General features: G+C 71.8%; 12 protein-coding genes. 9 read left to right on the top strand and 3 right to left on the bottom strand.

All coding sequences use genetic code 11. The features are described from left to right. Window positions 1–13: 13 nt before the first annotated feature. Entirely contained in the window at window positions 14–1,387 is a 1,374-nt protein-coding gene (locus ACWD3I_RS32525; RefSeq protein WP_365412990.1) for a cryptochrome/photolyase family protein, read from the bottom strand. Between the two features lie 50 nt (window positions 1,388–1,437). Beyond that, on the bottom strand, window positions 1,438–2,967 hold the full coding sequence (locus ACWD3I_RS32530) for an SDR family oxidoreductase (RefSeq protein ID WP_365412992.1): 1,530 nt from the start codon (window positions 2,965–2,967) through the stop codon (window positions 1,438–1,440). 90 nt (window positions 2,968–3,057) lie between these two features. On the opposite strand from ACWD3I_RS32530, the gene ACWD3I_RS32535 reads away from it, so the two are divergent. From ACWD3I_RS32535 to ACWD3I_RS32570, 8 genes are all read left to right on the top strand, one after another. Further along, window positions 3,058–3,564: a MarR family winged helix-turn-helix transcriptional regulator gene (locus tag ACWD3I_RS32535; RefSeq protein WP_365412994.1), complete on the top strand. Its 507-nt coding sequence runs from the start codon at window positions 3,058–3,060 to the stop codon at window positions 3,562–3,564. A 101-nt stretch (window positions 3,565–3,665) separates the two neighbouring features. After that, on the top strand, window positions 3,666–5,762 hold the full coding sequence (locus ACWD3I_RS32540) for an MMPL family transporter (RefSeq protein WP_451084244.1): 2,097 nt from the start codon (window positions 3,666–3,668) through the stop codon (window positions 5,760–5,762). A gap of 101 nt (window positions 5,763–5,863) precedes the next feature. Continuing rightward, complete coding sequence (locus ACWD3I_RS32545; RefSeq protein ID WP_365414106.1) at window positions 5,864–6,049, top strand: hypothetical protein; 186 nt, start codon at window positions 5,864–5,866, stop codon at window positions 6,047–6,049. A gap of 241 nt (window positions 6,050–6,290) precedes the next feature. After that, entirely contained in the window at window positions 6,291–6,488 is a 198-nt protein-coding gene (locus ACWD3I_RS32550) for a hypothetical protein (protein ID WP_451084245.1), read from the top strand. Then, window positions 6,488–8,725 (top strand): heavy metal translocating P-type ATPase, encoded by a 2,238-nt coding sequence (locus ACWD3I_RS32555; RefSeq protein WP_451084246.1) that lies wholly within the window; start codon window positions 6,488–6,490, stop codon window positions 8,723–8,725. Before ACWD3I_RS32550 ends, ACWD3I_RS32555 begins: the two co-directional genes overlap by 1 nt. After that, on the top strand, window positions 8,722–9,234 hold the full coding sequence (locus tag ACWD3I_RS32560; protein WP_365411195.1) for a copper chaperone PCu(A)C: 513 nt from the start codon (window positions 8,722–8,724) through the stop codon (window positions 9,232–9,234). The genes ACWD3I_RS32555 and ACWD3I_RS32560 overlap by 4 nt, the downstream gene beginning before the upstream one ends. A 102-nt stretch (window positions 9,235–9,336) precedes the next feature. Next, window positions 9,337–10,002 carry a hypothetical protein gene (locus tag ACWD3I_RS32565; RefSeq protein ID WP_365411198.1) on the top strand — a complete coding sequence of 222 codons (666 nt, stop codon included), beginning with the start codon at window positions 9,337–9,339 and terminating at the stop codon, window positions 10,000–10,002. A 157-nt stretch (window positions 10,003–10,159) separates the two neighbouring features. Continuing rightward, window positions 10,160–10,774, top strand: a complete 615-nt coding sequence (locus tag ACWD3I_RS32570; RefSeq protein WP_451084247.1) for a sigma-70 family RNA polymerase sigma factor — start codon at window positions 10,160–10,162, stop codon at window positions 10,772–10,774. A gap of 69 nt (window positions 10,775–10,843) precedes the next feature. Here ACWD3I_RS32570 and ACWD3I_RS32575 read toward each other — a convergent pair whose 3' ends face one another. Next, on the bottom strand, window positions 10,844–11,047 hold the full coding sequence (locus ACWD3I_RS32575) for a heavy-metal-associated domain-containing protein (RefSeq protein ID WP_365411201.1): 204 nt from the start codon (window positions 11,045–11,047) through the stop codon (window positions 10,844–10,846). Between the two features lie 261 nt (window positions 11,048–11,308). On the opposite strand from ACWD3I_RS32575, the gene ACWD3I_RS32580 reads away from it, so the two are divergent. Continuing rightward, the gene (locus ACWD3I_RS32580) at window positions 11,309–12,061 is read left to right on the top strand and encodes an aspartyl/asparaginyl beta-hydroxylase domain-containing protein (protein ID WP_365411204.1); all 753 of its coding nucleotides are present in this window, start codon (window positions 11,309–11,311) and stop codon (window positions 12,059–12,061) included. Window positions 12,062–12,215 lie beyond the last annotated feature (154 nt).

The raw sequence follows: 12,215 nt of genomic DNA on the forward strand, positions 1-12,215 counted from the left end.
GTGCGGGCTCGCTTCAGTCGAGTCCGCGGGCCCGCTTGAACCGGGCCAGGCCGTCGGACAGGTCGACCACCGGGTCCGGATAGTCGTCGATCGCCGCCCGGTCCAGGCCGCGCAGCTTCCACGGCTCGTGCACCGAAGGGGCGTCGAGGCCGGACAGTTCGGGCACCCAGCGCCGGACGTACGCGCCGTCCGGGTCGTACCTCTTGGCCTGAGTGACCGGGTTGAGCACCCGGTTGGGACGGGAGTCGGTGCCGGTGCCCGCCATCCACTGCCAGTTGAGCTGGTTATTCGCCAGGTCGCCGTCTACCAGGAGCTCCAGGAAGTGCCGGGCGCCGACGCGCCAGTCGACGTACAGCGTCTTGGTGAGGAAGCTCGCGGTGAGCAGCCGGCCGCGGTTGTGCATCCAGCCCTCGTGCCGCAGCTGGCGCATCGCCGCGTCGACGACCGGGAAGCCAGTGCGCCCGTTCTTCCAGGCCTCGATGTCCTCACGTGCCGACTCCTCGGACCGCCAACGGTCGTGCTTCGTGCGGTAGTCGGCGGTGACTGCGGCCGGGCGCGCCGCGAGGACCTGGCGGTGGAAGTCCCGCCAGGCGAGCTGTCGTACGAAGGCCTCGGCGCCCGGTCCGCCCACCTTGCGCGCCCGGTGGACCAGTTCGACCGGGGACAGGGTGCCGAAGTGCAGATGCGGCGAGAAGCGCGAGGTGGCATCGCCGGCCAGGTCGTCGTGACGGTCCTCGTACGAGGCGATGCCGCTGCGCAGCCAGGACGCCATACGGGCCCGGCCCGCCTCCTCCCCACCGGTCGCCAGACTCTCCGAGAGGCCCGACAGCCCGCCGCGGTCGGGCAGTCGCTCCGAGCCGACGCCGTCCGGGACCCGTACCGTGCGCGGGGCCGCGACGGGCTCGCGCAGCCGTACGCCGCTCCAGTGCCGGAAGTACGGGGTGAAGACGGCGAAGTGGTCCGAGGAGGCCGGGGCCACCGCGCCCGGCGGGACCGCCGAGGTGACCGTTTCGTGGACGTGGAGTCGTCGGCCCTCCGTTTCCAAGGCGCGTCTGAGCCGCTGTTCGCGCCGGTGCGCGTAGGCGCTGACGTCGGCTGCCATGTGCACCTCGTCGGCGTCCGTCTCGGCGGCCACCTTGCACACCTCCTCGACGACGTCACCGCAGCGGATCACCAGGCGGCCGCCCCGGCGGCGCAGCCCCGCGTCGAGGTCCCGCAGACAGTCGGCGAGGAAGGCCAGCCGGTTCGGTGCGGCGAACCCGGCGTCGGTCACTCCCCGGTCGCGCACGAACAGGGGGATCACCTGAGCGGCCTCGTGCGCGGCCCGCAGCGGTGGATGGTCGTGGAGGCGCAGGTCGGCGGTGAACAGGACGATCGAGACGGTCATGGTGCGAGCTCCGGGGAGGGAGGGGCGAAGGTCGGTGGGGCGCGGGGTGGTCAGCCGGCGGGGGAGGGGTGGTGCGCGGAAGGTGCCGCAGTGCGAGCCGCGGTCCGTGCGATGTTGCGGGCCATCCCGCCGAACACCACGGCGTGGAAGGGCGAGACGCTCCACCAGTACGCGTGGCCGAGCAGTCCGTGCGGATGGAACAGGGCCCGCTGGCGGTAGCGGGTGCGGCCGTCGTCGTCGGTCTCCGCGCACATCTCCAGCCAGGCGAGGCCGGGCAGCCGCATCTCGGCCCGCAGCCGCAGCAGATGCCCCGGCTCGATCTCCTCCACCCGCCAGAAGTCCAGGGAGTCGCCGACCCGCAGCCGCGCCGCGTCACGGCGGCCCCGGCGCAGACCGACGCCGCCCACCAGCCGGTCCAGGCGGCCGCGCACGGCCCAGGCCAGTGGGAAGGAGTACCAGCCGTTGTCCCCGCCGATCCCCTCGATGACCCGCCACAGGTCCGGGCACGAGGCGTCCACGGGCAGCTCCCGCACATCCGTGTACAGGCTGCCGCCGGCCCAGTCGGGGTCGGTGGGCAGCGGGTCGCTGGGGGCACCGGGGACCGACGCCGAGGACCAGCGCGTCGTCACCTGTGCGTCGCGGACCCGCTGGAGTGCCAGACGCACCGCCTCGTCGAAGCCGAGGGGATGACCGGGTGGATCGGGTACGTACCGGGCGATGTCGTGCTCGTGGCAGACGACCTCGTGACGCAGGGACTCGGCGAGCGGTCGCGCGATGGCGGCCGGTACGGGCGTCACCAGTCCGACCCAGTGACTGGACAGGCCGGGGGTGAGCACGGGCACGGGGAGAATGATCCGCCGCGGCAGCTCAGCGACGGCCGCGTACCCGGTCATCATCTCCCGGTACGTGAGGACGTCCGGCCCGCCGATGTCGAACGCGCGGTTGACCTCGGCCGGCATACGCGCGCTCCCGACGAGCGCGCGCAGCACGTCCCGCACCGCCACGGGCTGGATCCGGGTGCGCACCCAGCTCGGAGTCACCATCACCGGCAGCCGCTCGGTGAGATAGCGCAGCATCTCGAAGGAGGCCGAGCCCGAGCCGATGACGACCGCCGCCCGCAGGACGGTGGTGGGCACGCCGGAGGCCAGCAGGATGCGGCCCACCTCGGCCCGCGACCGCAGATGCGGCGACAGCTCCCGCTCCGGCACGCCCTCGGGGGTGAGCCCGCCCAGGTAGACGATCCGCCGTACTCCCGCGGCGCGGGCCTGCTCGCCGAAGATCCGGGCCGCGCGCCGGTCGGTCTCCTCGAAGGTGTCGCCGGTGCCGAGCGCGTGGACCAGGTAGTAGGCGACGTCGATCCCGCGCATGGCCTCGGCGACCGCGGCCCCGTCCAGGACGTCCCCGCGCACGACGTCCGTCTCGCCCGCCCAGGGATGGTCGCGCAGTTTGCCGGGGGACCGGGCCAGACAGCGCACCCGATGCCCCTCGGCCAGCAGCTCGGGGACGAGCCGGCCTCCGATGTATCCCGTAGCGCCGGTCACCAGGCAGCTCAGCCCGGATCCGGTGTCCTCGGCGTTCATCAGTCCTCGGTCCTCCGTGTCGACGTCCCCCTGTGATCACTTCCACCGGCGGAGCCGTAACGGATGCGGTCGTTTCTATAGGCTGCTCGCGTGGCCACAGCAGACGACCCGGACCAGCGCACGACGACGGCCGGACCTCCCGCAGTTCCCCCGGGGACCGATCTTCAATCGCTCGCCGTGCAGCTGCGGCGGATGAACGGCGAGATCAACCGTCTGGTCCACGGGTTCGCCGGGGAGCACGGACTGCACGCCACCGATGTGCAGGCGCTGGCGGCGATCCTGGACGCCGACGAACCGATGACGCCGGGGCGGCTGCGCGTGCACCTGGGGCTGACCTCCGGAGCGGTCACCGCCTGTCTGGACCGGCTGGAGGGCGCCGGCCACATCCGTCGTGTCAGGGAAAGCAGCGACCGGCGGGTGGTGCACCTGTACTACGCGTCCGATGCCAAGGTCGCGGCCCGCACCTACTTCCGCCCTCTCGCCAGGGCCGCCGAGCAGGCTCGCGCGCGTTTCACGGAGGAGGAACTCGCTGTGGCGGCCCGCTTCCTCGCGGCGATGAACGAGGAGATGTCGACGCTCAGATCCTCCGGGGCCTGAGGAACTTCGCATCAGCTGCATCCAGGGACCCCCTCCCCGCAGAAAGCTCAATGATTGAGATTGTTTATTGTTGAGATACCTGTTCATCGACCGGGAGAACCATGTCCCTCACCCCGCGGCGAGGCCGATTCCTCGCGCCGCTCCTTCTGCTCGTCGTCTGGCTCGGCATCGGTGGCGCCCTGGGCCCCTACGCCGGACGGCTCGGCGAGGTCGCCACCAACGACCAGGCCGCCTTCCTGCCCCGCAGCGCCGAATCGACCGAGGTCATCGCCGCCCAACGGGCCTTCCGGCAGGACGAGTCGCTTCCGGTGATCGTCGTCTGGACCGACGAGAAGGGCGGCCGGATCCAGGACCGCCGGGCCACGGCCGGTCGCGCGCTCGCCTCCCTCGGCGACCTGCCGGGCGTGGTCGGCGACGTGTCGCCCGCGCTCGTCTCCAAGGACCGCGAGGCCCTGCAAGGCGTCGTACAGCTCAGGCCCGACCTCGGTGACGGGCTGCCCGACACCCTCGACCGCATCCGTGCGGCCGCCGAGCGCGTCCCCGGCAGCACCGTCCGGCTCGCGGGCCCCGCCGCGACCCAGGCGGACCTGTCCGAGGCCTTCGCCGGCATCGACGGACTGCTCCTGGCCGTCGCCCTGGTCACCGTCCTGGTCATCCTGCTGCTCGTCTACCGCAGCCTGCTGCTGCCCCTCGTGATCATCCTCGGGGCCGTCTTCGCGCTCGGGCTCGCCTGCGCCGTCGTCTACGTGCTCGCCGACCACGACGTCGTCAGGGTCGACGGCCAGGTCCAGGGCATCCTGTCCATCCTGGTCATCGGTGCCGCCACCGACTACGCCCTGCTCCTCACGGCGCGCTACCGGGAGGAACTGGCCGAGCGCACCGACCGGTTCGCGGCGGCGCGGGCCGCGCTGCGGCAATCGTGGGGCGCGATCGTGGCCAGTGCGGCGACCGTCGCCCTCGGGCTGCTCGCCCTGCTGATCAGCGACCTCACCAACAACCGCGCGCTCGGACCGGTCGGTGCCATCGGCATCGGCTGCGCCGTGCTCAGTTCGCTGACCTTCCTGCCCGCGGTGCTCGTCCTGCTGGGCCGCTCCGCGTACTGGCCGGCCGCCCCGCGCCCCACGACCGCCGGTCACGGTGTCTGGCGCCGCGTCGCCGCCCTGGTCGACCGCGCGCCCCGCAAGGTGTGGGCCGTGAGCCTCGCGGGACTGCTGGCCTGCGCGGCCTTCGCCCCCACCCTCAGCTCCCGAGGCGTCCCGCTCGCCGAGACCTTCGTGGACCGGGCGCCCTCGGTGACCGCGCAGCAGACGCTCGCCCGGCACTTCCCCGGTGGCTCCGGCAACCCCACCGTCGTCATCGCCGACGCCGACCGCCTCGACCGGGTCGTCCGGGCAGCCCTCTCCACCGAGGGCGTCGCCGCGGCGGCGGGCGTCACGGAGTCCGGGCGGCCCGGCGGTGACCCGCTGGTCGTCGACGGTCGGGTACGCGTCGACGTCACGCTGGCGTCCGCCGCCGACAGCGACGCCGCCAAGGAGACCGTGGCCCGGCTGCGCACGGCCCTGCACGCGGTGCCCGGCGCGGACGCCCTCGTCGGCGGCTACACGGCCCAGCAGTACGACACCCTGCGGACGGCCGAACGGGACCGCACGCTCATCGTCCCCGTGGTCCTCGTGATCATCTTCGTGATCCTGACCGTCCTGCTGCGCTCCCTGCTGCTGCCCGCCCTGCTGGTGGCCACCGTGGCGCTCAACTACCTCGCCACGCTGGGCGTTTCGGCCCTGGTCTTCCCGCACGTGTTCGGCTTCGGCGGCACCGATCCGTCCGTGCCGCTGTACGGCTTCGTGTTCCTCGTCGCCCTCGGCGTCGACTACAACATCTTCCTCATGTCGCGGGTTCGGGAGGAGTCCCTGCGGCACGGCGTGCGCCAGGGGGTGTTGCGCGGTCTGGTCGGCACCGGGGGTGTGATCACCTCGGCCGGCGTGGTGCTCGCGGCGACGTTCGCGGCGCTCGGGGTGATCCCGCTGGCGTTCCTGGTGCAGATCGCGTTCATCGTCGCCTTCGGGGTGCTCCTCGACACCCTGGTCGTGCGCTCGCTGCTCGTACCCGCCCTGGCCCGCGATCTCGGGGCCGTCGCGTGGTGGCCCGGGGCCGGAGCGTTCCCCGCGACCGAAGGGAGCTCGGCGGCCGCCTCCAAGTGACCGGTTCCGTCATACGGGTTCGGTCCGGTGCGGCATGAACACGTCGGTCGCGGGCAGGCGAACAGCCACGACGCTCGCTCGTCGTTCCGAGTCGAAGCTCGATGCTGGAGGTGTCTGCGGTTATGGGCGCGAAGGTGTTGGAGCGATTCCCTGCGGGAGCTCCGCGTGGATCGTGGCCTGCGGAGGAGTACGCGGCCGAGCGCCGCGAGCAGGGTGAACCGGCGACGGTCGTGATGGACCTCAAGTCGGACGCGTTCCTCGTGGTGGTCCCGGCGGAGGGGGACTGAACGGCGTACCACCCGACTCCGGGGTCTCGGGTGCGGTGTTCCAGTGGCCCGTGCCGTTGAGCGTGTTCGGCGCGTCGGGGTACCCGGCGGCTGTGTCAGGGAGGGGCGAGATCCGGTCGGGTTGCACGTGACGGACGCCACAGCATCGCCTCGGAACTCGGCTCTCAGCCGCTCCGACTCCTGAACTGTGGACGAGTCACGGCAATCTCCCTCCGGCGCGGGCGCGGTGTTACGGAAGCTGGTGCCGCCGCCCGCGCTCTGCGGCTTCCTTCTGCTTCTGGCCCTGATATTCGCGGCGTCGTACGGCGTCGGCGCCTCCGCGGGACCCGTCGCGCCAGGCATGCACGGCACCGGCTCGAGCTCCGGCGGCGGCTCCGGCGGCGGTGGGGGCGGGGACGACATGGGCGACATGGGGAACATGCGCGGGGGAGACCACTGATGGCCACCGAACCCGCGATCGCCCTCGTGACGACCGACCTCACCGTCGGCGGCATGACCTGCGCCGCCTGTGTGAAGCGCGTCGAGAAGAAGCTCGGCAAGCTGGACGGGGTCACGGCGACCGTCAATCTGGCCACCGGACGGGCCCGGGTGAGCCATCCGCCGCAGATCAGCACCGAGGAACTGGTCACCACGGTGGAGAAGGCCGGATACACGGCCGCGCTGCCCGCACCCCCGAAGAAGCAACAGGCGCAGGACGACGGCGAGTCCGACGGCTCCCAGCAGGAGCGTGACCGTCTGCTGATCACCGCGCTGCTCTCGCTGCCCGTCCTCGTGCTGTCGATGGTGCCCGCACTCCAGTTCCGCAACTGGCAGTGGCTGTGCTTCGTGCTCGCCGCGCCCGTCGCCGTGTGGGGCGCGTGGCCCTTCCACACGCGGGCGGTACGAGGGTTGCGGCACTCCGCGGCCACCATGGACACGCTGGTCTCGCTGGGCGTGGCGGCGTCCTTCTCCTGGTCGGCGTACGCGCTCTTCCTCGGCGGAGCCGGTGATCCCGGCATGCGGATGCCCTTCACACTCGTGCCCTCGGCCTCGGACGGCATCGCGCACATCTATCTCGAAGCGGCTGTAGGCGTACCGCTCTTCGTTGTCGCCGGGCGCTTTCTGGAGGCGCGCGCCAGGCGCGGAACCGGGGCGGCGCTGCGGTCGCTGGCCCAACTCGCCGCCAAGGAGGTGGCGGTGCGGGAAGGCGGTTCCGAACGGCTCATTCCCGTCGAGGAGTTGAGGACGGGCCAGGTCTTCGTCGTGCGGCCCGGCGAGCGCGTGGCCACCGACGGGCAGGTGATGGAGGGCAGTTCGGCCGTGGACCTGTCCCTGGTCACCGGGGAGAGCGAACCGGTCGAGGTCGGGCCGGGCTCGGCGGTGGTCGGCGGGGCCGTCAACGCCGGTGGGCTGCTGCTCGTCCGGGCCACCGCCGTCGGGGCGCACACGCAGCTCGCACGGATCACCCGGCTGGTGACCGAGGCCCAGGCCGGCAAGGCGAGGGCACAGCGGCTGGCCGACTCGGTCGCCGGGGTCTTCGTCCCCGTCGTCCTCGCACTCGCCGTCACCGTGCTCGGGTTCTGGCTCGGTGCCGGAGCCGATCCGCAGGCCGCGATCACCGCGTGCGTGGCCGTGCTGGTCGTGGCCTGCCCGTGCGCGCTGGGGCTGGCGACGCCGACCGCGCTGATGGCCGCCACCGGGCGCGGGGCCCAACTCGGCGTCCTCGTCAGCGGCCCGCAGGCCCTGGAAGGGCTTCACCACCTCGACGTCGTCGTACTCGACAAGACCGGCACCCTCACCTCCGGACACATGAGCGTCGCCCGGGTCACCGCCGTACCGGACGGGCTGGGCAAGGACGAGGCACTGCGCCTGGCCGGGGCGGTCGAGCAGGGCTCGGAGCATCCGCTTGGGCGGGCGATCTCGGCGTACGCGCGTCGGACGGTGGGGGAGTTGCCGGAGGTCGGTGACTTCCGTGCCCTGCCGGGCAAGGGAGTTCGTGGCCGCGTCGAGGGGCGACCGGTCGAAGTCCTGGCACCGGACGACGACGAGTTGCCCACCGAGCCGGCCGACGCGCACACGCCGGTCGTGGTCCGCGTGGACGGCGTCACCGAGGCGCTCATCGACGTCGGGGACGTCGTACGGCCGGGCAGTTACCGAGCCGTCGACCAGCTGCGGCGTCTGGGCCTGCGCCTCGTGCTCGCCACCGGCGACCACCAGGCGCCCGCCCGGTCCGTCGCGCGGGAGCTCGGCATCGACGAGGTGCACGCCCGCTGCACCCCCGAGGACAAGGCAGATCTCGTCAAGGACCTTCAGGAGCAGGGCTGTCGGGTCGCCGTCATCGGGGACGGCGTCAACGACGCCGCGGCCCTGGCGGGTGCCGACCTCGGCATCGCCATGGGCGGCGGCACCGACGTGGCCATCGGGGCCGCCGACGTGACGCTCGTGCGCGGCGACATCGAGGCCCTCGCGGACGCGGTACGGCTGGCCCGGCGCACCCTGGGCACCATCCGCGTCAACCTCGTCTGGGCCTTCGGCTACAACGCCGTCACCGTGCCGCTCGCCATGGTCGGCCTGCTCAACCCCATGCTCGCCGCCGCCGCGATGTCGGTGAGCTCGCTGCTGGTGGTCGGCAACAGCCTGCGACTGCGCGGATGGCAGCCCTCGGCCACGGCCGTTGGGAGGAGGCACACCGTATGAACCAGGGCACTCAGTGGCGGCCCACCCGGCGTCGGCTCACCGACACCCTGCTCGCCGCGCTCGCGCCCGTCGCCGTGTGCGGCGTCGCCCTCGGCGGGCTGACCACCTGGGTCGGCACCGGAAACGGGGGCAGCCCGGCACGGGTCGCCGTCACGAACGGGCGGGTCTTCCTGCCGTACGGCGACAGCACGGAGACCGCCGCGTTCTTCGACCTCACCAACACGGGCGGGGCGGACGACCGGCTGGTCGAGGTGACCTCCTCCGCCACGGACGCGGAGATCACCCTCAGCCGGCACCGCATGGTCGACGACAGCGCCGCCACCAGGACCGAGGTGGCTTCGGCTCCTGTCCCCGCGGGCCGCGAGCTGGCCATGGCGCCGGACGGTCTGGACGTCGTCCTGACCGCCGGCACGCGCTGGAAGACGGGCGATCTCGTGCCGTTCACGCTGCACTTCGAGCGCACCGGAGCCGTCGCTACCCTCGCGGTGGTGGTCCGGCCGAGCTCGTGACCGGGCATGCCGCCCGCGCGGGGGCATCCCGTGTGAGCGAAACAGTGGCGATTTCCGTACCCCCGTGTGATGACCCGTGCCCGGATGCGAGGATGAGGCGCCATGACAGCAGGGTGGTGTTCTCGCACAGTACGGGCCGCGGTGTTCGCGGCCGTCTGTGTGCTGCTCGCCGCCCTGGGCCACGTGATGATGTCCGGCAGTGACGTCCCGGTGTGGGCGCTGGCCGTCGGGGCGGTCGTGACCGGCGGCGCGGGATGGTGCCTGGCCGGTCGTGAGCGCGGGCTGCCGTTGATCGTGGCCGTCGTGGTCGCCGCCCAGACCGGGCTGCACTCGGCCTTCTCGCTCGCCCAGTCGGCGACCGGGGACACGGGTTCCACGGGGCACGACATGGGGTCGACGGACATGGGCGCCATGCACATGGGCTCGATGCACATGCACTCCGTGGACTCCATGGATATGGGGCACGTCGATCACGCGGGCCACTCCATGACCGGCTCGTCGTCCTTCGGCATGCTCGCCGCCCACCTGCTGGCCGCGTCGCTGTGCGGGCTGTGGCTGGCGTACGGCGAGCGGGCCGCGTTCCGTATCCTGCGGGCCGTGGCCGGATGGCTGGCCGCACCGCTGCGGCTGCTGCTCGCCGCTCTGCCCATCCCTCCTGAGCGTCCACGCGTCCGTGCGCACCGGCCTTCCTCGGACCGGGTGCCGCGGCTCCTCCTCGTCCATGCGATCACTTCTCGGGGTCCGCCCGTGGGGACCGCTGTCGCCTGACGACAGCCGGTATCCCCGAGGCCGTCCCTGAGGCGCCTCGGGCCTTGGCCGTACGCCGCCCTCGCAGGTTGCCGTACGGCCGTCTCCCCACGCACCGGACCGCTCGCGCTTCCCATGCGCCCCGGTCCGGATCACGGATGACCGAGAAGGACACCAAGTGATCACTTCTGCCCTGTCGGCCGCGCGCGAGAACCACGACGCGGCGATGTCGATGGACGAGTCGATAACCGCCTGGGCGCTTGCCGCCCGCGGAGGTGACGCGGACGCGGTCGAGCACTTCGTACGCGCCCTGCACCTCGACGTGACGCGCTATGTCGCCCACCTCTGCGGCGACCCCCAGGCCGCCGACGACCTCGCCCAGGACACGTTCCTGCGCGCGCTCGGCAGCCTGCACCGGTTCGAGGGCCGCTCCTCGGCCCGTGCCTGGCTGCTGTCCATCGCCCGCCGCGCGGTGATCGACAGCTACCGGTACGCCTCCGCCCGGCCCCGTCTGTCCGACGTACCGGACTGGCAGTTGGCCGTCGAGAACGCGCAGCCGCGGGACCTGCCCGGGTTCGACGACGGCATCATGCTGCTCGACCTGCTGGAGTCGCTGCCGGACGAACGCCGTGAAGCGTTCATCCTCACCCAGCTGGTGGGCCTGCCCTACGCGGACGCCGCCGAGGTCAGCGACTGCCCCGTCGGCACGGTCCGTTCCCGCGTCGCCCGGGCCCGGGCGACCTTGATGGACCTGCTGGACGAAGCGGAGCGGCCTGCCCTGCAGGCGGCCTGAACAAGGCAAGCGGGTGTCGGTGCCGAGCGGTGAGCCGCGGCACCGACACCCGCGTCGGCGTCCGAGGCGTCAGGCGGCGACGGCGTACCCCGCCTCGACGATGGCCGCGCGCAGTTGCGCGTCGTCCAGGTCCGCGCCGTGCACCGTGACCGCGTTCGCCGCCAGGTCGACCACGACCTCGCTCACTCCGGCCACCTCGGAGACCTCCTCCCTGACGCTCGCCGCGCAGTGCTCGCAGGTCATGCCGGTGACGGTGTACTGCTTCTGCGTCATGCCGAACTCCTGGATGCCGTAAGGGTCTCGGATGGCGTACGGACCCGCCGGGGCGGGTGTGCAGACCGACGCCGTCACCTCAGGAGCCGGTCCGGCGGAGCGCCCAGTTCCCTGGGATGCGGCCTGAGTTCCCGGCGACGGATCGATCCCCGACGTCCGCCGGCTCAAGGGGAATTCGTCCGAACGGCCGGGAACTCGAACCTCGCCTCGCCCGACTACTGGTTCGACAGCGCACCCCGACACGTCGATCCGGAGAGCCGCGTGACACCGGAGACAGAGGAAGCGTTCGCCGCGATCAGAGCCGAGTTCGGGGCGGAATCGATCACTCGGGTCGAGCAGATGCTGGAACCGGGCGGAGGCGAACGGCATCCGCTGCAGAAGGGGGCCAAGTGGATCATGCCGGGTCTCTCGCCCACTCCCTGGCACGACCCCTACGCCCATGCCGAACTGGCCCCCGTCGTCCATGAGCTCGAAGCCAGTCATGGGGCGATCAAGGAAGAGCTGAATTCCGCATGGAACCGGCGTCGGGAGGATTTCTCGGACTACGAGCACTATCTGACCCGCCAGGAGAACTGGCAGGCCCTCTACCTCTTCCGTGGGGGAGGCCTGGTCGAACGGTCGGCCGTCACGGCTCCCACCGCCTATCGGGTGGTGAAAGACCTGGCCGTCGACACGGAGAAGATATGCCCTCTCCTCGAGTGTCATTTCTCCACCCTGCTGCCGGGTGCCGTCATCGATCCCCACTGCGATCTGTGGAACTTCAGCATCAACCTGCATCTGGCGGTGGACATCCCCGACGGGTGCAGCATCACGGTCGCCGGTCGGACGCGCACCTGGGAAGAGGGAAAGTGCCTGCTCTTCGACTACTCCTTCGAGCATGAAGCCCGCAACATGGGCCATCGCCCGCGGACCTGCCTGCTCATCGACCTCTGGCACCCGGAGACCACCCGTCCGGAGCGCCGGGCGCTGGTCGCACTGATCACCGAGATCCGTCGGTTGATGGGGGAGGGATGAATCGAGGGTAGGAATTCGGCTCGACAAACCCTGATTTCTCTGTCCGGCAGTATTCGACTGCCGGTCACCCGTGCTGCCCTGGTATTCCATCAAAAGGCGATGCCTGTCGAGAAGTTGGGCATTCACAAGCCCGATCCCGGCTGCTACGGTCGCT

Source organism: Streptomyces sp. NPDC002817, from assembly GCF_053592055.1.

Bases quoted from the DNA above. Each gene is read 5' to 3' on its own strand.
- ACWD3I_RS32545 (WP_365414106.1), top strand. From the start codon at position 5,864: ATGCTGGAGGTGTCTGCGGTTATGGGCGCGAAGGTGTTGGAGCGATTC.
- ACWD3I_RS32530 (WP_365412992.1), bottom strand. From the start codon at position 2,967: ATGAACGCCGAGGACACCGGATCCGGGCTGAGCTGCCTGGTGACCGGC.
- ACWD3I_RS32565 (WP_365411198.1), top strand. From the start codon at position 9,337: ATGACAGCAGGGTGGTGTTCTCGCACAGTACGGGCCGCGGTGTTCGCG.
- ACWD3I_RS32525 (WP_365412990.1), bottom strand. From the start codon at position 1,387: ATGACCGTCTCGATCGTCCTGTTCACCGCCGACCTGCGCCTCCACGAC.
- ACWD3I_RS32540 (WP_451084244.1), top strand. From the start codon at position 3,666: ATGTCCCTCACCCCGCGGCGAGGCCGATTCCTCGCGCCGCTCCTTCTG.
- ACWD3I_RS32560 (WP_365411195.1), top strand. From the start codon at position 8,722: ATGAACCAGGGCACTCAGTGGCGGCCCACCCGGCGTCGGCTCACCGAC.
- ACWD3I_RS32555 (WP_451084246.1), top strand. From the start codon at position 6,488: ATGGCCACCGAACCCGCGATCGCCCTCGTGACGACCGACCTCACCGTC.
- ACWD3I_RS32575 (WP_365411201.1), bottom strand. From the start codon at position 11,047: ATGACGCAGAAGCAGTACACCGTCACCGGCATGACCTGCGAGCACTGC.